The 19,500-nt window shown below is 73.6% G+C and carries 15 protein-coding genes, 1 tRNA gene and 1 riboswitch; of the genes, 6 read left to right on the top strand and 10 right to left on the bottom strand.

Annotation, left to right across the window (positions count from 1 at the left end; translation table 11 throughout):
- The first annotated feature begins 339 nt into the window (after positions 1-339).
- Positions 340-1,743 carry a short-chain fatty acyl-CoA regulator family protein gene (locus C0216_RS11545; protein ID WP_114055187.1) on the top strand — a complete coding sequence of 468 codons (1,404 nt, stop codon included), beginning with the start codon at positions 340-342 and terminating at the stop codon, positions 1,741-1,743.
- Positions 1,744-1,940: 197 nt separating this feature from the next.
- Here the strand turns inward: C0216_RS11545 and metE are convergent, their stop codons facing one another.
- Positions 1,941-4,265 carry a 5-methyltetrahydropteroyltriglutamate--homocysteine S-methyltransferase gene (gene metE, locus C0216_RS11540; protein WP_114055186.1) on the bottom strand — a complete coding sequence of 775 codons (2,325 nt, stop codon included), beginning with the start codon at positions 4,263-4,265 and terminating at the stop codon, positions 1,941-1,943.
- A gap of 179 nt (positions 4,266-4,444) precedes the next feature.
- Positions 4,445-4,645, bottom strand: a riboswitch (cobalamin riboswitch).
- A 198-nt stretch (positions 4,646-4,843) separates the two neighbouring features.
- On the bottom strand, positions 4,844-5,905 hold the full coding sequence (locus C0216_RS11535; protein ID WP_114055185.1) for an alpha/beta hydrolase family protein: 1,062 nt from the start codon (positions 5,903-5,905) through the stop codon (positions 4,844-4,846).
- A gap of 85 nt (positions 5,906-5,990) precedes the next feature.
- On the opposite strand from C0216_RS11535, the gene C0216_RS11530 reads away from it, so the two are divergent.
- Positions 5,991-6,617 (top strand): GNAT family N-acetyltransferase, encoded by a 627-nt coding sequence (locus C0216_RS11530; protein WP_174250380.1) that lies wholly within the window; start codon positions 5,991-5,993, stop codon positions 6,615-6,617.
- Positions 6,614-7,525, top strand: a complete 912-nt coding sequence (locus C0216_RS11525) for a PaaX family transcriptional regulator C-terminal domain-containing protein (RefSeq protein WP_114055183.1) — start codon at positions 6,614-6,616, stop codon at positions 7,523-7,525. The genes C0216_RS11530 and C0216_RS11525 overlap by 4 nt, the downstream gene beginning before the upstream one ends.
- A gap of 391 nt (positions 7,526-7,916) precedes the next feature.
- Here C0216_RS11525 and C0216_RS11520 read toward each other — a convergent pair.
- Positions 7,917-7,990, bottom strand: a tRNA-Pro gene (locus tag C0216_RS11520).
- A 205-nt stretch (positions 7,991-8,195) separates the two neighbouring features.
- Between C0216_RS11520 and C0216_RS11515 the strand changes: the two genes are divergently transcribed.
- The gene (locus C0216_RS11515) at positions 8,196-8,621 is read left to right on the top strand and encodes a DUF309 domain-containing protein (RefSeq protein WP_162793175.1); all 426 of its coding nucleotides are present in this window, start codon (positions 8,196-8,198) and stop codon (positions 8,619-8,621) included.
- A gap of 66 nt (positions 8,622-8,687) precedes the next feature.
- On the opposite strand, the gene C0216_RS11510 is transcribed toward C0216_RS11515, so the two are convergent.
- From C0216_RS11510 to C0216_RS11500, 3 genes are read right to left on the bottom strand one after another with little or no spacing between them, the layout of a single operon-like run.
- The gene (locus C0216_RS11510) at positions 8,688-9,368 is read right to left on the bottom strand and encodes a LutC/YkgG family protein (protein WP_114055181.1); all 681 of its coding nucleotides are present in this window, start codon (positions 9,366-9,368) and stop codon (positions 8,688-8,690) included.
- 42 nt (positions 9,369-9,410) lie between these two features.
- Positions 9,411-10,946: a lactate utilization protein B gene (locus tag C0216_RS11505; protein WP_114055180.1), complete on the bottom strand. Its 1,536-nt coding sequence runs from the start codon at positions 10,944-10,946 to the stop codon at positions 9,411-9,413.
- Positions 10,943-11,698, bottom strand: a complete 756-nt coding sequence (locus C0216_RS11500; RefSeq protein WP_114055179.1) for a (Fe-S)-binding protein — start codon at positions 11,696-11,698, stop codon at positions 10,943-10,945. The genes C0216_RS11505 and C0216_RS11500 overlap by 4 nt, the downstream gene beginning before the upstream one ends.
- A gap of 18 nt (positions 11,699-11,716) precedes the next feature.
- On the opposite strand from C0216_RS11500, the gene cobF reads away from it, so the two are divergent.
- The gene (gene cobF, locus C0216_RS11495) at positions 11,717-12,469 is read left to right on the top strand and encodes a precorrin-6A synthase (deacetylating) (RefSeq protein WP_114055178.1); all 753 of its coding nucleotides are present in this window, start codon (positions 11,717-11,719) and stop codon (positions 12,467-12,469) included.
- On the opposite strand, the gene C0216_RS11490 is transcribed toward cobF, so the two are convergent.
- Positions 12,456-13,727 (bottom strand): aminotransferase class V-fold PLP-dependent enzyme, encoded by a 1,272-nt coding sequence (locus C0216_RS11490; RefSeq protein WP_216827069.1) that lies wholly within the window; start codon positions 13,725-13,727, stop codon positions 12,456-12,458. The two genes, cobF and C0216_RS11490, sit on opposite strands and share 14 nt — an antisense overlap.
- A gap of 99 nt (positions 13,728-13,826) precedes the next feature.
- Positions 13,827-15,575, bottom strand: coding sequence for a glycoside hydrolase family 71 protein (locus tag C0216_RS11485; RefSeq protein WP_246042485.1), 1,749 nt, complete (start codon positions 15,573-15,575; stop codon positions 13,827-13,829).
- A gap of 351 nt (positions 15,576-15,926) precedes the next feature.
- On the opposite strand from C0216_RS11485, the gene C0216_RS11480 reads away from it, so the two are divergent.
- Positions 15,927-16,352 carry a hypothetical protein gene (locus C0216_RS11480; protein WP_162793174.1) on the top strand — a complete coding sequence of 142 codons (426 nt, stop codon included), beginning with the start codon at positions 15,927-15,929 and terminating at the stop codon, positions 16,350-16,352.
- Between the two features lie 92 nt (positions 16,353-16,444).
- On the opposite strand, the gene C0216_RS11475 is transcribed toward C0216_RS11480, so the two are convergent.
- Together C0216_RS11475 and C0216_RS11470 are read right to left on the bottom strand one after the other, a co-directional pair.
- Positions 16,445-18,664, bottom strand: a complete 2,220-nt coding sequence (locus tag C0216_RS11475; RefSeq protein WP_114055176.1) for an NADP-dependent isocitrate dehydrogenase — start codon at positions 18,662-18,664, stop codon at positions 16,445-16,447.
- A 214-nt stretch (positions 18,665-18,878) separates the two neighbouring features.
- A complete protein-coding gene (locus tag C0216_RS11470; RefSeq protein WP_114055175.1) occupies positions 18,879-19,232 on the bottom strand; it encodes a DUF805 domain-containing protein in 354 nt (117 codons plus the stop codon).
- Positions 19,233-19,500: the final 268 nt, after the last annotated feature.

Here is a 19,500-nt window from a genome sequence, read left to right as displayed (position 1 = left end):
AACGGGCCCGTCCACCGGGAAGAGCAAATGGCACTCTGTGCCGCATACCGGGGTCGCAGCCGCCGGACACCGGGGCGGAACTGAGCAATCCTGCAGGTCAGCCGAGCGCGGACTGCCGGGATATCCGACGTCAGGGCCATGAGTCGCGCCCGGAGTGTCCCTCTCGGCTGCCGGGTCCGGCGGCCGCAGGACTGACTCTGGCATCGGCACGCAGTGCCATCAATGAGGGACCTGTGCCAACTTCTGCGAATCTTCTGCCGCCGTTTTGCCAAGGTTGCGAAGGCGGGAATCGGCGGGGCCGTGCGTAACCTGGATCCGGTCGAGGCCGGAGGGGTGCGGGTGGGCAAGACGTATGCGGGTGCGCGGCTGCGGAGGCTGCGCGAGGAGCGCCGGATGAGCCAGGCCGAGCTGGCCCGGGTCCTGGCCATCTCCCCCAGCTACCTGAACCAGATGGAGCACGACTCCCGCCCCCTCACGGTGCCTGTTCTGCTGCGGCTTACCGAGGCCTTCGGCGTCGACCCGGGCTTCTTCTCCGAGCGGGATACCAGCCGCCTCGTCGCCGACCTGCGCGAGGCCCTGGCGAGCGAGGTCGCCGAAGCCCGGGTCTCCCCCTCGGACCTGGCCGAACTGGCCGCCCGGATGCCGGCGGTGGCCGCTGTCCTGCTGGACCTGGGACGGCGCAGCCAACTGCTGGCGGAGCGGCTCGCGGACACCGCGGACGGACGGGACGGCGGCCCGGCGGCGCCGCGCTCACCGCACGAGGAGATCCGCGAGTTCTTCTACCGGCGGCAGAACTACCTGCACGACACCGACGGCGCTGCCGAGGAGCTCGCCCGGGAGATGGGCGTCCGCCCCGGGGAAGTCCTGCGGGCGCTGTCGCAGCGACTCACCGAGCACCACGGGATCCGCCTCGCCACCGACTCGGACCGCCTCCACCACTTCGACGGCCGTACCCGCGTCCTGCACCTGTCCGGCCGGCTCCGGCCCGGCCAGCAGGCGTTCCGGATGGCCACCCATCTCGCTCTCCTGGAGCACGGGGCCGAGCTGGACCGGCTCGCCGCGGAGGACTTCGACCCGGGCTCCCCCGCCCACGGCCTGGCGCGGATCGGCATCGCCAACTACTTCGCCGCCGCGCTGATCCTCCCGTACCGTGCTTTCCACACGGCCGCCGAGGAGTTCCGTTACGACATCGAGCGGCTCACCGACCATTTCGGGATCGGCTACGAGACCGTCTGCCACCGCCTGAGCACCCTGCAGCGCCCCAGGCTGCGCGGGGTCCCCTTCTCCTTCGTCCGCGTGGACCGGGCCGGGAACATGTCCAAGCGGCAGTCCGCCACCGGATTCCACTTCTCCCGGGCCGGCGGCACCTGCCCACTCTGGAACGTCTACGAGGCCTTCGCCGCGCCCGGCCGCATCCACGTCCAGGTCGCCGCCATGCCCGACGGGCAGCGCTACCTGTGGACCGCCCGCGCCGTCACCCGCCACCGCGGCGGCTGGGGCGAGCCCGGCAAGACCTTCGCGATCGGCCTGGGCTGCGAGATCCGCCACGCGCCCAGGCTCGTCTACTCCGACGGCCTCGACCTCGGCAACGCCTCCGCAGCCACACCCATCGGCATGGGCTGCCGGCTCTGCGAACGGCTGGACTGCCCCCAGCGCGCGGTCCCGCCGCTGGGCCGCCCGCTCGCGGTCGACGAGAACAGCAGCACCTTCATCCCGTACCCGGTCGCCCACGACCGGGGGTGAGCGGCGGCCCCATGCGCATGCTCCGACGGCAGGCGCGCGGCCGGCGGCTCTGGACTTCCTGCTGGAGCGCAAGGGCCGGGAGGCCGTCCTCACCCTCAACCGGCGCTGCGCCCGCCGGCCTCGGAGCCATGTCCGCCCCAGCGCTCGACGGCCCGGTGCCGGACGCGGAAACCGTGTCCGGCACCGGGTGGTACGGATCAGGCGTCGTCGCCGGCGAGAGCGGCTCGAACCTCACGGGCGGCGGCGACCAGGTTCTCCAGGGAGGCACGGGTCTCGGTCCAGCCACGGGTCTTCAGGCCGCAGTCGGGGTTGACCCACAGCCGCTCGGCCGGGATGGCCTCCAGGCCTGTCCGCAGCAGACCGGCCGCCTCCCCGGCGCTGGGGACGCGCGGTGAGTGGATGTCCCACACGCCGGGGCCCGCCGCGCGGGGGTAGCCGTGGGCGGCGAGTTCCCGCGCGACCTGCATGTGGGAGCGGGCGGCTTCCAGGCTGATGACGTCGGCGTCGAGGTCGTCGATGGCCCGGACGATGTCGCCGAACTCCGCGTAGCACATGTGGGTGTGGATCTGGGTGTCCGGCCGGACCCCGCTGGTGGTGAGCCGGAACGCCTCGGTGGCCCAGGCCAGGTAGTCGGCGCGGTCGGCGGCCCGCAGCGGCAGGGTTTCCCGGAGAGCCGGCTCGTCCACCTGGATCACGGCCGTCCCCGCGGCCTCCAGATCGTTCACCTCGTCCCGCAGGGCGAGCGCCACCTGGCGGGCGGTGTCCCCGAGCGGCTGGTCGTCCCGTACGAAGGACCAGGCGAGCATCGTGACCGGCCCGGTGAGCATCCCCTTGACCGGCTTGGACGTCAGGGACTGCGCGTACGAGGTCCAGCGCACCGTCATGGGCTCGGGGCGCGAGATGTCCCCCGCCAGCACCGGAGGCCGGACGTAGCGCGTGCCGTACGACTGCACCCAGCCGTGCTGCGTGGCCAGGTAGCCGGTGAGCTGCTCGGCGAAGTACTGGACCATGTCGTTGCGTTCGGGCTCGCCGTGCACCAAGACGTCGATGCCGGTCTTCTCCTGGAAGGAGACGACCTCCTCGATCTCGCCCTTGATCCGTGCCTCGTAGCCCGCCGTGTCGATCCGTCCGGCCCGCAGGTCGGCGCGGGCCGCGCGCAGCTCGTCGGTCTGCGGGAAGGAGCCGATCGTGGTGGTCGGCAGCACCGGCAGGCGCAGGTGCGCCCGCTGGGCGGCGGCCCGCTCGGCGTACGGCCGGCCGCGGCGCCCGTCGGCGTGCGTGACGGCCGCGGTGCGGGCCCGTACGGCCGGGTCGTGGGTGAGGGCGGATCCGGCGCGGGAGGCCAGGTCGGCCCGGTTCGCGGCGAGTTCGGCGGTGATCGTGTCCGTGCCCCGGCCGAGCCCGCGGGCCAGAACGGCGATCTCCCGGGTCTTCTGCCGGGCGAACGCGAGCCAGCGGCGGACCTGCGGGTCGAGGTCGCGCTCGGCGTCGGCGTCCAGCGGAACGTGCAGCAGGGAGCAGGAGGCGGCGACGTCCACCCGGTCGGCGAGGCCGAGCAGCGTGCCCAGGGTGGCGAGGGACTTCCGGAAGTCGTTGATCCAGATGTTGCGGCCGTTGACGATGCCCGCGACGAGCCTCTTGCCGGGCAGGCCACCGACCGCCGCAAGGTCGTCCAGGTTGGCCGCTCCCGCTTCCGTGAAGTCGAGCGCCAGGCCCTCGACCGGAGCCGCGGCCAGGACGGGCAGGGCCTCGCCCAGCCTGCCGAAGTACGAGGCGACCAGCAGCTTCGGCCGGTCGGCGGCGGCGCCCAGCTCCCGATAGGCGCGGGCGGCTGCGTTCAGATCGGCCGGGGTGCGGTCCTGGACGAGGGCGGGCTCGTCGAGCTGCACCCACTCGGCGCCGGCGGCGTGCAGGTCGGCGAGCACCTGCGCGTAGACCGGGAGCAGCCGGTCCAGCAGGGTCAGCGGCTCGAAGTCCGCTGACACTCCGGGAGCCGGCTTGGCCAGCAGCAGGTAGGTGATCGGACCGACGAGGACCGGGCGGGCGGTGTACCCGAGCGCGACGGCCTCCCGCAGTTCCGCCACCTGCTTCACGGAGTTCGCGGTGAACACGGTGCCCGGGCCGAGCTCAGGTACCAGGTAGTGGTAGTTCGTGTCGAACCACTTGGTCATCTCCAGCGGCGCCACGTCCTGCGTGCCGCGGGCCATCGCGAAGTATCCGTCCAGGGCGTCGGCTTCCACCGCCCCGCGGTGCCGCTCGGGAGCAGCGCCGACCATGACGCTGGTGTCCAGCACGTGGTCGTAGTACGAGAAATCACCGGTCGGTACTTCGTGGATACCGTCCTCGGCCAGCTGCTGCCAGTGCGAGCGCCGCAGGCCGGCCGCGGTCTCCCGGAGGGCGTCGGCAGTGACGCGGCCCTTCCAGTAGCCCTCGACGGCCTTCTTCAGTTCGCGGTTCTGACCCTGGCGGGGGTACCCGTACACGGTGGCTCGTGCTGCCGCGGCTGCGGGCTTGGCTGTCACGGAACTCTCCTTCGCGAGATGTGTCCAGGAACATCCCGGCAGCGGGACGCGGACGCGAAGGAACGACGGAACGGGCGGCCGACGCCGCGGACGGAGGCCCGCACGTGCCGCTCGCTGTGTACGCCGACCCGCCCACGAGGTCACCGGGATGTCCGCACACGGAATCGTCCGCGTGCGGGCAACGGGCAGGTCTTCGGACTCGCGGGCACGCCTGCCGGTTCCCCGGCGGGCACCTACTGGCCGTCGCTTCCCAGGACCGTTGTCCGGTCCCAGTGCGTATGACGGCGGTCGTTCCCGCTCACCGCTGCGGGGCAGTCCCGGATTCCCACCGGGTTCCCTCTTGCGACGCATCCCGCCTGGAGGGCGGGGCGAACCAGCTGCACCGGCCACCCTAGGCCGCACGCCCGCTCAGCGGCGACCCGCTTCCACCATCCGGACACGGAAACGAGACGCCCCCGTCGATGCGCGCGCCTTCCTGACGGGCCGGGACCCGCACAGAGCGCGTCGACGTCTGAGAGGCGCCGCGGCGCGGCCGCCCGGGCGACGGCCCTGCCGTGGTTCCTGGCCGGGCCGGGTGGTCATCGTTTCGGTCCTTCGGTGCCGACGGAGGCCAGGAACTGCCGCTGGTCTTCCAGAAAGCCCTCGGCGAACAGGGCCCTCGGCGCGCACAGCGCGGTCAGGGTGAGGCGGAGTGCGGAGTTCTCGACGTCCTGCCTGACCAGGCCGTGCGTGGCGTCCGGGTAGCGGCCGACGCGCAGCGCGGGCCCCGGCAGCAGCCGCCGGTAGGCGGCCTCGGTGTCGGCGGTGTCCACGTTCATGTCGTGTCCGGCGAGCACCAGCAGGACGGGCACCCCGCTCAGCGCCGGCAGGTCGGCGCTCGCGTCGGCGGTGTGGTTCTTGGAGACGAACCTCCAGCGGGCGGCCGTCATGCCCTGCGGATCGCCGACGGCGCGTACGTACTCCTCGTACGGGGCGCCCCGCCCGAGGAGTTCCAGGCCCGTCTCGCGGCGGCGCAGGGCGGCGGCGACCTCGGCGTCGGAGGCGCCGTCGCGGCGCAGCTCGGCGAGGAGGTGGTAGCGGCCTTGCCGGTGCCAGTTGACGGCTGGTGAGACGGCGATGACGAAGCGGATGCCGGGGTTCTTGGCGGCGATCTTGGGCAGGACCCAGCCGGCCTGGCTGGCGCCCCACAGGCCGATCCGGCGGCTGTCGACGTCCGGCCGCTGCCGGGCCCAGGCGATGGCGTCGACGGCCTCCTGGGCGCGGTCGTCCATGGACTGGTCGAGCCAGTCTCCGGGCGAGCCGCCCACGCCCGGCTTGTTCCAGGACAGCGAGGCGTATCCGGCTCGAGCGAAGGACTCCCAGATCGGCCGGTAGAAGGTGTCGTGGGTGGCGTCGACGGGGCCGTCCCCGTGCACGAAGACCACCAGCGGGAAGGGCCCCTTCCCCTGTTCGGGCAGGGCCAGCACGCCGTCCAGGGTCCGGCCGTCCCGGCGTACCGTCACAGCCTCCTCGCGCAGGTCGTAGGTGTGCTGCCAGACCACCAGCCCGCCCAGGCCCGCCGCGGCGACCGCCAGTGCGGCCAGCGCCGCGAGCACGGCCCGCACCACCCGGCGGCGGCGCGTGCTGCGTCTCGATGCCATCTGCCCCCCAAATATCTATCGCTCTTCAAACGATCGTTCTCATTCCGACCGTACTATGATCGTGCGCATACCGCGAGGAGGAATCATGGACTCAGCCGTTGCCATCCGGCGCAGCGTGCCCCAAGGCGCCGGGGAGCAGGTCGCCGAGTTGTACTGGGAGGCCTTCGGCCGCAAGCTCGGCGCCGCCCTGGGCCCGCCTGAGCGCGGCCGCGCCTTCATCGCCCGCCACCTCCACCACGACCGCGCCGCCGTCGCCCTCACCCCCGACGGCGACCGGGTCGTGGGCGTGGCCGGCTACCAGCTCGGCGGGCGGGGCCTGACCGGCGGCGGCGTGCGCGACGTGCTCTCCGGCTACGGGCTCTTCCGCGGCCTCCCCCGGCTCGCCGTACTGGCCCTGCTCGAACGCACCCCGGAGCCGGGGGAACTGGTCATGGACGGCATCGCCGTCGACCCCGCCCGCCGGGGCGCCGGCATCGGCGGCCTGCTGCTGACCGAGATCGCGACCATCGCGGCCGAACACGGCTGTTCCCGGGTCCGCCTGGACGTCATCGACGCCAACCCGCGCGCCCGCGCCCTGTACGAGCGCCACGGCTTCACCGCCGTACACACCGAGCAGACCCCGTACCTCAAGGGCCTCCTGGGATTCGGCGCGGTGACTACCATGCATCGCGCCATACCCGGCACCAGCACCGGCAAGGAGCAGCAGCCATGACCAGCAGGCCTCCGGCAGCTTCCGCAGCGGAGCCCGCCGCACCGGAGATCGGGACCCGGACGCTGGTGTTCGGCCTCATCCGCGAGGACGGCACCGTCGACGCCGGCGAGCTGTACGCCGTCGCCGAAGCCCTCGGCATGACCGACCAGCAGGTCCGGCTGTGCGTCAAACGCCTCGTCGCCGATGGCCGGTTCACCCAGGAGGGCCGCGGCCGCAAGGCGCGACTGCACGCGACCGCCGACCCCACCGGCTCCATCGCGCCGGACGTGGAGTACGTCCGGCACGCCTACCGGCAGGACCAGGGGCTCGCCCCCTGGGACGGAACCTGGCACCTGTTCGCCTTCGCCATCCCCGAGACCGCCCGGCAGGCCCGCGACACCCTGCGCGACGCCCTCCTCCACCTCGGCGCGGCCCCCCTCCAGGGCGGCCTCTACGTCAGCGCCAACGCGATCGGCGACCTCGTCGAGGCCCACGCCCGCCACCTGGGCGTCCTGCCCTCCCTCACCCGCCTCACCAGCCGCGACCTACGGGTGGGCGAGGAAACCGAGCCCACCCGGCTGGCCGCCCTGCTCTGGCCGATCCGGCCGATCGCCGAGCGCCACGAGGCACTCGCGGCGCTCGCCGCGGCCCGCCTGGCCAGACTCTCCGAACCGGCAGCCGCCACCGGGACCGAACGGCTGACGTACGCCATCGAACTGGCGGCGGCCTTCACCACCGCGATGGCCCCCGACCCGCTGCTGCCCCCCGAGCTGCTCCCGCAGCCCTGGCCCGGCACCCGCGCTCGCGCCCTGGCAGCACGCTGCTGGGACGCCCTCGCCGCAGAGGAGGACGAAGCCGACGGCCGTCTGCGGCTGTTCCGCCTCTACGACCGCGCGGTCACCGCGCCCCGGCCGGGCCCGCCCGAGTGAACCCGCCCCACGCCTGTTCCATGGCACGGACCACAGATTGCCGGCCAGTAGGGATCCCGGTGGGGAAGATGCCGGGTGGCGGATCGATGAGCCGGTGCGACGAGCATCGACCGCGTGCGCGCACAGCGGCGCCTCCCGCGGCTCCCTGTACCGCCACTTCCCGGCGGGGAGAACGCAGTTGACCGACGAGGCGGTGGCCTTCGCCGGTGATGTCACGGCCGCCCGGCTCGATGCCGCAGCACGCGCCGGTGATCCGCCGGAAGCGGTCGACGCCTTCTTCGCGACATGGCGTGCCCGGCTGGTCGACAGCGGCTCGCGCACCAGGCCGTCGACGCACAAAGGCCGTTCTCTCGTGGAAGAGAGAACGGCCTCCGACCTGCGTATTCGCAAGTCGGGACGACAGGATTTGAACCTGCGACCCCTTGACCCCCAGTCAAGTGCGCTACCAAGCTGCGCCACGTCCCGTTGTGCTTCGGGCTGCTCCCACCTGGGGTTCTGCCCTGCGGCACATGCAGAAGATTACCCCACGTCGAGGGGTGCGCATGCACGGGTATCCGGAGCGGGGGAGGATGGCCGGGTGGTGGGACGGGATCGGGATGCCGAGGGGCGGGCGCGGAGCGCGCGTCCGCGGGACGGGCTGGGGCGGCCGCTGCCCTACGGGGCTTCGGGCGTGGCGCGGCAGCCGGAGGGGGTGGTGCGCTCCCCGGCGGAGACGGTCGGGGAGGCGCAGCGCCTGCTGGACGCGGGGATGCCCTTCCATGCGCACGAGGTGTTCGAGGACGCCTGGAAGTCCGGGCCGCAGGAGGCTGCCCCGCTGTGGCGGGGGCTCGCGCAGGTGGCGGTCGGGCTGACCCATGCGGCCCGCGGGAACGCGGTCGGCGGGGCACGGCTGCTGCGGCGCGGAGCCGATGCGCTGGCCGCGCCGGGCGGAGTGGGCCGGCCGGATGCGGGTGTCCCCTGGTACGGCATTGATGTGCCGGGGGTGGTCGGCTGGGCTCGGGAGCTCGCCGGGCGGGTCGAGGCGGGGGGCGGGCCCGTCGATCCGGTGGCCGAGGCGCCCCGGCTGGGCGGAGCCTCGCCGCCGCCGAGCGGCTGAGCCGGCCCTTCCTCACCGGCCGGGGCCGGGGAGGGCGCGGCGGGCGGCATGGCCGAGGTGGGGTGGTCAGGGCTGCGTGTGCGGGGCCGCCGTCGGGGGTGTCGGGGTGGTGGCGAGGATGACGTCCAGGGTGCGGGGGCCGTGGACGCCCTCCACGCGGTCCAGTTCGATGTCGCTGGTCGCGGAGGGGCCGGAGATCCACGTCAGCGGGCGGGTCGGGTCCAGGCGTTCCAGGGCCTGCGGCACCGAGTCGACGACCTGGTCCGGGACGCGGACCACGCACACGTGGTGGTCCGGGATCAGGGTGATGCGGCGCCGGCCCTGCGCGGGGCCGCCGTCGAGGACGAGCGTCCCGGTCTCGGCGACGGCCAGGGCGCAGCCGGTGACCACGCTGTCCACGGCGTCGAATTCGTACGGGGTGGCCGCGGCGCGGTCGGGTACGTGCGTGGCGGCCGCGTCGGCGAGCCAGTACAGGGGCAGGCCGGCCGGGACGAGGACGGTGCGGGTGCCGCGCCGGGCCAGCAGCCGGGCCAGGAGGGCGGGGAGGCCGTCGTCGGCGGTGCGGTGGACGTGGGCGCGGTACTCGGCGAGGTTTGCGGCGAGCAGGTCGGCGGATTCGGCGGGGGTGCGCTCGCCGTGGACGCGGAGGTAGTCCCGCGGAATGGGCGCTTCGGCCCCGGTGGGCCCAGTGGCGCCGGCGGCCCCGGCCCGCCGGATGCGGGCCAGGATGACGTCCCTGCTCGTCACGGTGTGCCTCCCTCGCCTGTCATGGTGTGTCCCCCTCGCGTGTCACGGTGTGCCTGCCTGGTCCTGCCGCCGTGGTGTCCGGTCTTGTCGTTCCCGCTGCGCCCACCAGTCACGGAAGGGCTGTTCGGGTGGTTCGGGCAGGTCGCGGCTGTCGGTCCAGGCCCGGCCCGGTCCGGGCAGCCGGCGCGGCCGCAGGCGGCGTGCGCGGGCCAGCAGCCGCTCCCCCGCCCGCAGGGCGCCGGGGTGGTCGAGCAGCAGTCGGGCGGCCCGCAGGGCGGCCCGTTCGGCGGCGTGGCCGCGGGCGGGCCGGATCCGTACGCGGACCCCCTCGCGGGTGGCCGGGCCGCCTTGGACGATGCGTTCCCGCAGGTGGACGAGGATCTCGGGGATGTCGATGGCGACGGGGCACACCTCCTCGCAGGCCCCGCACAGCGTGGACGCGAACGGCAGCGACGCGTCGACGGGGCTGCCGGTGCCCCGCAGTTGGGGGCTGAGGACGGCGCCGATCGGGCCGGGGTAGACGGAGCCGTAGGCGTGGCCGCCGGCCCGCTCGTAGACGGGGCAGACGTTCAGGCAGGCGGAGCAGCGGATGCAGCGCAGCGCCTGGCGGCCGACCGCGTCGGCGAGGGTGTCGGTGCGGCCGTTGTCGAGGAGGACGAGGTGGAACGCGGAGGGCCCGTCCCCGCCGGCGGTGCCGGTCCACATGGTCGTGTACGGGTTCATCCGCTCGGCGGTGGAGGAGCGGGGCAGCGTCTGGAGGAAGACCTCCAGGTCGCGGAAGGTCGGGACGACCTTCTCGATGCCGACGACGGAGATCAGCGTCTCGGGCAGGGTCAGGCACATCCGGCCGTTCCCCTCGGACTCGAACACGACGAGGGTGCCGGTCTCCGCGACCATGAAGTTCGCGCCGGACACGGCGACCCCGGCCCGCAGGAACTTCTCCCGCAGGTGGCGGCGGGCCGCCTCGGCGAGTTCCCGCGGGTCGTCGCCGAGGCCGTCGGGGGCGGGGCGCCCCCAGCGGCCCATCTCCCGCGCGAAGAGGTCCCGGATCTCGCCGCGGTTGCGGTGGATCGCGGGGACGAGGATGTGGGAGGGCCGGTCGTGGCCGAGCTGCACGATGAGCTCGGCGAGGTCGGTCTCGTACGCGGCGATCCCGGCCTCCTCCAGGGCTTCGTTCAGGCTGATCTCCTGGGTGGCCATCGACTTGACCTTGACGACCTCGCGCTCGCCGGTGGCCTGGACCAGCCGGGTGACGATGCGGCAGGCCTCGGCCGCGTCGACCGCCCAGTGGACGGTGCCGCCCGCCGCCGTGACGGACTCCTCCAGCTGCACCAGGTAGCGGTCGAGGTGGCGCAGCGTGTGGTCCTTGATCGCCTTGCCTGCGGCGCGGAGCCGGTCCCAGTCGGCGAGTTCGGCGACGGCCCGGGCGCGGCGGCCGCGGATGGTGTGCGTGGCGTGCCGCAGGTTGGCGCGCAGGACGGGGTCGTGGACGGCGCGGCGCGCGGCCTCGGGGAAGGCGGGCGTGCCGGGGAGGGCCGCCTGCGGGCCGTCTGCCGCCTGCGTTCCGCGGGTCGTCATACGAGCGGTTCCTCCTCGGTCGAGGCCAGGATCTCGGCCAGGTGCACGGTCCGTACAGGCGAACCGGTGCGGCGCAGGATGCCGTCGAGGTGGACGAGGCAGGAGGTGTCGCCGCCGCACAGCACCCCGGCCCCCGCGGCGGCAGCCGCCGCGGCCTTGTCGGCGCCCATCGCCGCGGACACGTCCGGGTTCTTCACGGCGAACGTGCCGCCGAAGCCGCAGCACTCCTCCGCGCCGGGCAGTTCGACGAGCTCCAGCCCCTTGACCGCGGCGAGGAGCCGGCGCGGCCGCTCCCCCAGGCCGAGCCCGCGCAGCCCGTGGCAGGAGGGGTGGTAGGCGACGGTGTGCGGGTAGTACGCGCCGACGTCGGTCACCCCGAGCACGTCCACCAGGAACTCGGACAGCTCGTACACCCGCGGCGCCAGGTCCTCCGCGTACGCCTCCAGCCGGCCTCCGCGGCCCTCCTGCCGGGCGAGCCGCCCGATGCGCGGGTAGTGGCCGCGGACCATGGCGGTGCAGGAGCCGGACGGGGTGACGACGTAGCGGTGGCCGGCGAAGGCCTCGGCGGTGCGGCGCAGCAGCGGTTCGGCCTCGCGGCGGTGGCCGGTGTTGTACTGCGGCTGCCCGCAGCAGCTCTGGGCGGCCGGGAAGTCCACCTCGACCCCGAGCCGCTCCAGCAGGCGGACGGCGGCCACCCCGGTGCGGGGGTGGAGCGCGTCGTTGACGCAGGTGACGAACAGCGCGGCTCGCATGACGGGCAGAATAGCCGCGTGAAGAAGTTCTCAGTGATCGGCATAGGCGCGGGCGACCCGGAACACCTGACCCTCCAGGCGGTCAGGGCGATCGGCGCGGCGGACGCGTTCCTCATCCTGGAGAAGGGCGAGGAGAAGGCGGACCTGACGGGGCTGCGGCGCGCGATGCTCGACGAGCACGCCCGCCCCGGCCACCGGCTGGTGGAGGGCCGGGACCCGGACCGGGACCGCACCCCGGAGCAGTACGCGCCGACGGTGGACGGGTGGCGCAGCGCGCGGGCGGAGATCTTCGAGCGGTTCATCGCGGAGGACCTCGCCGAGGGCGAGACGGGCGCGTTCCTGGTGTGGGGCGATCCGTCGCTGTACGACTCCACCCTCGCGATCCTCGACGAGGTGCTGGAGCGCGGCCGGGTGGCGTTCGCGTACGAGGTGGTGCCGGGCGTCAGCAGCATCTCCTCGCTGCTGGCCCGGCACCGCACGACGCTGAACCGGGTCGGGCGCCCGGTCCAGATCACCACGGGGCGCCGCCTGGCCGAGGGCTGGCCGCAGGACGCCGACGACGTGGTGGTGATGCTGGACGCGCGGCACGCCTTCACGGCCCACCTCGACCAGGACGCGTACATCTACTGGGGCGCCTACGTGGGCACCCCGGACGAGATCCTGGTGCAGGGCCGGCTCGCGGAGGTGGCGGGCCGGATCGAGGAGCTGCGTACGGAGGCCCGCGCCCGCAAGGGCTGGATCATGGACACGTACCTGCTCAGGCGCCGCTGAGGAAGCCGGGGAGGACGGCGGCGAGGCGCTCGTACTCCTCGGGGCGGTTGTAGAGCTGCCCGCACACGCGGATGCCGCCGCCGCCCGCCCAGGGCCAGACGAGGATCCGGATGCCGTGCTCGGCGGCCATCCGCTCGCGCAGCGCGCGGGCGGCCTCCGGCGTCTCGGCGATGCCGGGCGGGAGGCGCAGGGAGCGCATGGCGAGGCCTTCTCCCCACGGGAGCGGGGTGAGCTGCGGGAGTTCGGCGAGCAGGGCCGCGCCGTGCGCGGCGAGGGCGCTGTTGTGGGCGCGGACCTTGGCGGCGTCGAGGCGGGCGAGGAGGTCCAGCCCCTCGGGGGCGGCGAGCCAGCCGGTGTAGTCGGCGGTGGCCCGGTTCTCGACGGAGCGCGGGAAGCCGTGCGCGTCCTCCCAGGAGGGGACGAGGGCCCGGACGCGGCCGCGGTGGGCGGGGGCGACGGCCAGGACCGCGGTGCCGGAGGGGGCGTAGCCCCACTTGTGGAGGTTGCCGAAGTAGAAGTCGGCGCCGACGGCGAGCGGGTCGGCGAGCATGCCGGGGGCGTGGGCGCCGTCGACGACGGTGGTGATGCCGCGGTCGGCGAGTTCGGCGAGGAGCCGCGGGGTGGCGACGGTCCGGGCGGTGGGCGAGCTGATGTGGTCGAGGAGGGCGACCCTCGTACGGGGCGTCACGGCGGCCAGGACGGCCTCGCGGACGGCGTCCTCGTCGGGGAGGTACGGGTCGAGGGCGGCGGTGGTGACGGTGGCGCGGCGGGCGGCGGCCGCGGTGACGGTGCCGTAGCCGTGGTCGGTGACGAGGACCTCGTCGCCGTCGGCCAGGGGGATCGCCGCGAGTGCGAGGTTGGCGCCCTCGGTGGCGTTGGAGACGAGGGCGATGCCGTCGGGGTCGGCGCCCAGGTGGGCGGCGATCCGGGCGCGGGCGGCGGCGATCCGGTCGGGGGCGCCCACGAAGAAGGCGTCGGGGTCGGCGTGGGCCTCGTCGCGCAGCGCCGCCTGGGCCTCCTGCACCGGGATCGGGACGGCGCCGAAGGAGCCGTGGTTGAGGTGGGCGACCGCCGGGTCGAGGCGGAACAGGGCGGGCCCGCCGGGGAACACGGCGGGACTGCCGGGGCCGGCGCCGGCCGGGCTGCTGTCCGGGCCGGTCGCGGTGCGGCTCGGGCCGGTGGCGGTGCTGCTCGGGCCGGTGGCGGTGCTGCTCGGGCTGGTCGGGCTGCCGCCGGTGGGGCTCGTCGGCTGGGTCACGGGTCCTCCGCTGGTGGACGTGCGGTCGTCCGCAGGATCATCCGCGGGCGGCGGGGCGGCCCGGAAGGGCCAATCCCGCCAGGGTGGCCGGTGCCGGGGTCACTTCCGCCCGCTGGTGACGGCGTGGTACTGGAGGTCCTGCACCTCGACCTTGCCCCGTACCGGGCGCGGCAGCTCCACCGCGGCGACCGTCTTCCCGCCGCGTTCGACGGCGGCCGCGTGGGTGCCGGTGCGCAGCGGGAGGAGTTCGGCGTGGAGCCCGGCGGGCGCCTGGTGGGAGGCCTTGGCCGAGCCGGTCTTCGTCCGGACGGTCGCCGGGGCCTTGAGGAAGCTGAGCACCTCGACGGTGTCGCGGGCGGCCGCGCTGCCCCGGCGCAGCCGCATCACGAGCGACTGGTCGCCGGTGGGGTCGGCGGCCGCGAACTGGGTGCGGGCGGTGACGTACAGGGTGTCGCGGACGATCTTCGGCCAGCTGCCGGTCTTGAACCGGGTGAGGTAGTAGGAGGTCAGGTCGAGGTAGGCGTGCCCGTTGTTGACGGACGGGGCGAACTGGGTGCCCTCGGAGTAGTCGTTCCAGGTGGTCAGCTGGACCCAGTCGGCCCCGTCGTCGATGGCGCGGGTCCATGTGGCGCGCAGGGTGGCGGTGTTGCCGGCCTCGTCGAAGACGCCCTGGTTGGGGCGGGCGTCCTGGACGGAGACGGGCTGCATCCACAGTCTGCCGAGGTCGTGGGAGCGGCGTACGTCGCGTGCGGCGCCCTCCTGGCCGGTGTAGCTGCGCGAGCCCCACTCGGAGAAGCCGTGGCTGATGGGCGCGAAGCGGGCGTGGTGGGAGTCGAAGTCGAGGAAGGTCGGGACGAGTGCGGTGCGGATGCCGTGCCGGGACTTCATCGCGTCCATGAAGCGGGTCCACCAGGCGGGGTCGCGGACCTCGGCCTTGAAGGGGGAGACGACGAGCCGTCCGTCGCCGAGGCGGTGGGCGGACGGCGACTTGGCCAGGGCGGCGACGGCTCCGGCGACGACGGCCGGGTCGTCCGTCTTCAGCGAGGTCATGTCCGGCATCAGCATGATCTTGAAGTGGGGGTCGACCGAGCGGGCCGCCTCCATCAGGAGGTTGGCGCGCTCCCAGTTGGGGCCGCTGAGGGAGAGCATGTCGAGGGTGAAGCCGTCGAGGCCGGCGCTGCGGGCGGTGCGCACCTCCTGCTGGAGGTTGGCGAGTTCCCAGTTGCCGCTCTTCGGGGTGACGGGCAGCGGCCGGTCGCGCAGGAGGCCCCCGTACCGCTCGTGCTTGCCCTTCTCGCCCTCGGGGTCGAGGTAGTTGCGGGTGTAGTAGTCCTTGTCGGCGCGGACGTTGTCGAGGGAGAGCGGGTAGGGCGTGAAGTAGTGGGCGAAGACGAGCTTCCGGCCGGCGCCGGCCGCGGAGCGCAGTGCGGCGGGCTCGGGCATGTCGAAGGGGAGGGCGCCGGCGGGCCGCTTGTCGACCTTGTCGCCCGCGTCCGGTACGGGTTCGGCGCCCTTGTCGCTGCCGCCGCGGTTCTTCCCGGGCGCGGGGGCCGCCTTGCCGGACGGGCCGGATCCGGACGCGCCGGGTGTGCCCGACCGGGGTTCGCCGGTGCCGGGGGCGCCCGCCCACTGGCCTGCCTCGGCCGTGAAGGGCTCCCAGGCGATGCCGGCGGCGACGAAGCCGGCGAAGAGGCACCCGGACAGGAGCAGGGTCAGCAGGGGGCGGCGGCGCAGGCCCGTCCGGCGCCGGTGCGAGGCGCGCCGCGCCCGGCGGCCCCCGGCCCGGTGTCCGGCAGGGGTGCCGTCCTGCCGCTCCGCGCGCCGGGCCGTGGTCCGGTCCGCTCTCATCGTGTCACCCCTCCTGGAATATGCCCGCCATCCGGCTGAGGAGCAGTAGAGCCGAATTCCGGCTTCCGGACAACCGTTCGCCGATACGCGTACAGCGGGCGGCCCAGCCCGGATACGGCGGTCGCCGGGGTGTGCGGGGGATGCGCCGGGGCGTACGCTCGCGTGCCCCCACCCGCGCGGGAGCGCCCGCGGCCGGTGCTCCGGTGGTGCTCACGCGGCGTGTCGGCGGCTCTTCCGGACTGTGGCATTCCCCTGGCCTTTCAGCCCAACTGACGCATAATCATCCATACGCGGCTTGAAACAACCCTTGGTCGCGCATGGACACGCATGCAATGGGGGGGCATCGTGCCGATGAGGGAACCGGGTCGCTCCGGCACGCTGCCGGCGACGTCGGTGGAGCTGTCGCGGCTGCTGACCGCAGTGCGGCGGGGCCGCGTCCTGACGGTGGCCGGGAGGTTCCGGGAGCCGCGCAGCCTGCTGGTACGGGAGATCGCGGAGCGGCTGCCGTCGAACTTCTGCGACGGCGCGGCCGTCATCCGCCTGGAACGCCCTTACGGCGTGAGGGAGTTGAGGGCGGCTCTGGACCGCGGCCCGGCGACCGCCGTCGCGCAGCTCGCGGAGCGCGACATGCTCCTCGTCCTGGACGGCACCGAACTCCTCGCCCCGCAGGCGGTGGCCTGGCTGCGGGCGCTGCTCGGGGCGGCCCCGGGGCTGCGGATCCTCGCCGCCGGGCGGTACCCGCTCGGCTTCGAGGGGGAGCGCGTCCACCGCCTCTGACGTCCGACCGCGGACAGGGGTCCGCCCCGGCCGGCAGCTGCCGGCCGGGGCGGACCCCTGTCCCGCTACGCCCCCGCGGGGGCGCCCCTGCTTCAGGCCAGGGTCGCGAGGGCCTGGTTGAAGGTGGCGGACGGCCGCATGACGGCCGCGGCCTTGGCCGGGTCGGGCTGGTAGTAGCCGCCGATCTCGGCCGGGGAGCCCTGGACCGCGTTCAGCTCGGAGACGATGGTCTGCTCCGCCTCGGTCAGGGTCTTGGCCAGCGGCGCGAACGCGGACGCCAGGTCGGCGTCCTCGCCCTGCGCGGCCAGCTCCTGCGCCCAGTACATGGCCAGGTAGAAGTGGCTGCCGCGGTTGTCGATGCCGCCGAGGCGGCGGGTCGGCGACTTGTCCTCGTTGAGGAAGGTGCCGGTGGCGCGGTCGAGGGTGTCGGCCAGCACCTGGGCGCGGGCGTTGCCCGTGGTGGCGGCGAGGTGCTCGAAGGAGGCGGCCAGCGCGAAGAACTCGCCGAGCGAGTCCCAGCGGAGGTAGTTCTCCTTGACGAGCTGCTGGACGTGCTTCGGGGCGGAGCCGCCGGCGCCCGTCTCGAAGAGGCCGCCGCCCGCCATCAGCGGGACGACCGACAGCATCTTGGCGCTGGTGCCCAGCTCCAGGATCGGGAACAGGTCGGTCAGGTAGTCGCGCAGCACGTTGCCGGTCACCGAGATGGTGTCCTCGCCGCGGCGGATGCGCTCCAGGGAGTACGCCGTCGCCTTGACCGGGGAGAGGATCTCGATGGTGAGGCCCTCGGTGTCGTGGTCGGCGAGGTACGTCTTCACCTTGGCGATCAGCTGGGCGTCGTGGGCGCGGTCCTCGTCGAGCCAGAAGACGGCCGGGGCGCCGGTGGCGCGGGCGCGGGTGACGGCGAGCTTGACCCAGTCCTGGATCGGGGCGTCCTTGGTCTGGCAGGCGCGGAAGATGTCGCCCTCGGACACCTCCTGCTCCAGCACGGTGTTGCCCGCGGCGTCGACGAGGCGGACGGTGCCGGCCGCGGCGATCTCGAAGGTCTTGTCGTGGGAGCCGTACTCCTCGGCCTTCTGCGCCATGAGGCCGACGTTCGGGACGGAGCCCATCGTGGCCGGGTCGAAGGCGCCGTGGGCCCGGCAGTCCTCGATGACGGCCTGGTAGACGCCCGAGTAGCTGCTGTCCGGCAGGACGGCGAGGGTGTCGGCCTCCTGGCCGTCCGGGCCCCACATGTGGCCGGAGGTGCGGATCATGGCCGGCATCGAGGCGTCGACGATGACGTCGGACGGGACGTGCAGGTTGGTGATGCCCTTGTCGGAGTCGACCATGGCCAGGGCCGGGCCGTCGGCGAGCTCGGCGTCGAAGGAGGCCTTGATCTCGGCGCCGTTCGGGAGGGCGTCCAGGCCGTTCAGGATGGCGCCGAGGCCGTCGTTCGGGGACAGGCCGGCCGCGGCGAGGGCCTCGCCGTACGTGGCGAAGGTCCGCGGGAAGAAGGCGCGCACCACGTGGCCGAAGACGATCGGGTCGGAGACCTTCATCATCGTGGCCTTGAGGTGGACGGAGAACAGCACACCCTCGGCCTTGGCGCGGGCCACCTGCTCGGAGAGGAAGGTCCGCAGGGCGGCGGCGCGCATGACGGAGGCGTCGACGACCTCGCCGGCCAGGACCGGTACGGACTCGCGCAGGACGGTGACGGCGCCGTCGGCGGCGACGTGCTCGATGCGCAGGGAGCCGCCCTCGGCGATCACCGTGGACTTCTCGGTGGAGCGGAAGTCGTTCTCGCCCATGGTGGCGACGTTCGTCTTCGACTCGGCGGTCCAGGCGCCCATGCGGTGCGGGTGGGCCTTGGCGTAGTTCTTGACCGAGCCGGGGGCGCGGCGGTCGGAGTTGCCCTCGCGCAGGACCGGGTTGACGGCGCTGCCCTTGACCTTGTCGTAGCGGGCGCGGATCTCGCGCTCCTCGTCGGTCTTCGGGTCGTCCGGGTAGTCCGGGAGGGCGTAGCCCTGGGCCTGGAGCTCGGCGACCGCGGCCTTCAGCTGCGGGATCGAGGCCGAGATGTTGGGCAGCTTGATGATGTTCGCTTCCGGCGTCTTCGCCAGCTCGCCGAGCTCGGCGAGGGCGTCGGCGATGCGCTGGCCCTCCTCCAGGTGCTCGGGGAAGGAGGCGATGATGCGACCGGCCAGGGAGATGTCACGGGTCTCGACATTCACACCGGCCGTCGACGCGTAGGCCTGGACCACAGGCAGGAAGGAATACGTCGCGAGGGCCGGGGCCTCGTCAGTGTGCGTGTAGATGATGGTCGAGTCAGTCACCGGATGCTCCGCTCCACAGTCTGCGTCTCACGTCTGCAAGATTGCTCGACATCAAGATATCTCGTGATGGGCCCGGACCGGACAGCCCCCTGCCGGAAGAGCGACGAGACGCACGTCACCCCGGCGAAACCGCCGGAACGCGGGAGCGCCGCCCCCCGGGCGGTTTCCCGCCGGGGGACGGCGCTCATGCGCTGCGGCGCGGCCGCGGGCCGGATCAGGCCTGGACGGCCTTCGGGCTCGGGCCGTACTGGTTCGGGTTGGCGTCGCCCTCGGTGGCCATCAGGACGATCAGCCAGATGAAGCCGATGAGCGGGACGAAGCTGATGAAGTACCACCAGCCGGCCTTGCCGGTGTCGTGCAGGCGGCGGACCGTCAGGGCCAGGTTCGGCAGGAACGTGGCGAGCGCGTAGAGGCCGGTGAAGAGCGGGTACGTCGACAGCGCGAAGTCCACGATCATGAGGACGATGGCCGCGGCCATGTTGAACAGGAAGAACATCCAGAACTCCTGCCGGCGGGCGCGGCCGGAGAAGACGGCGTACTTCTTCAGGACGTCGGTGTAGTAGTGCATGGTCCCCCCTGAGGACGGATCGTCGGCCCGTCCTTCTGGAGCAAGCCGGGGCAGAACTTATGCCCCGCTTACATGGCGGTCAAGCGAGTTGCCGACCGGGCCGCGCAGGGGTCTTGCCGCCTGCGGCGGCCAAACGCCCCCTCCCCCGCTGCCACTTGGAACCCGCTGATCGTGCGGCATCACACCGGGTGACGAAACAGGGGTGGCGAGGGGCACTTGGAGGGGTGCATGATCCCTTTTGCGGTGTTCGCATGGACCTGTACCCACC

This window comes from Streptomyces globosus (assembly GCF_003325375.1).
GTDB lineage: Bacteria > Actinomycetota > Actinomycetes > Streptomycetales > Streptomycetaceae > Streptomyces > Streptomyces globosus_A.
Note: the sequence above shows the minus strand (reverse complement) of the source record. Positions and strands in the feature narration are given on the sequence as shown.

Bases quoted from the DNA above. Each gene is read 5' to 3' on its own strand.
- C0216_RS11535 (WP_114055185.1), bottom strand. From the start codon at position 5,905: ATGGCATCGAGACGCAGCACGCGCCGCCGCCGGGTGGTGCGGGCCGTG.
- C0216_RS11530 (WP_174250380.1), top strand. From the start codon at position 5,991: ATGGACTCAGCCGTTGCCATCCGGCGCAGCGTGCCCCAAGGCGCCGGG.
- C0216_RS11525 (WP_114055183.1), top strand. From the start codon at position 6,614: ATGACCAGCAGGCCTCCGGCAGCTTCCGCAGCGGAGCCCGCCGCACCG.
- C0216_RS11505 (WP_114055180.1), bottom strand. From the start codon at position 10,946: ATGACGACCCGCGGAACGCAGGCGGCAGACGGCCCGCAGGCGGCCCTC.
- C0216_RS11500 (WP_114055179.1), bottom strand. From the start codon at position 11,698: ATGCGAGCCGCGCTGTTCGTCACCTGCGTCAACGACGCGCTCCACCCC.
- C0216_RS11485 (WP_246042485.1), bottom strand. From the start codon at position 15,575: ATGAGAGCGGACCGGACCACGGCCCGGCGCGCGGAGCGGCAGGACGGC.
- C0216_RS11480 (WP_162793174.1), top strand. From the start codon at position 15,927: ATGAGGGAACCGGGTCGCTCCGGCACGCTGCCGGCGACGTCGGTGGAG.
- C0216_RS11470 (WP_114055175.1), bottom strand. From the start codon at position 19,232: ATGCACTACTACACCGACGTCCTGAAGAAGTACGCCGTCTTCTCCGGC.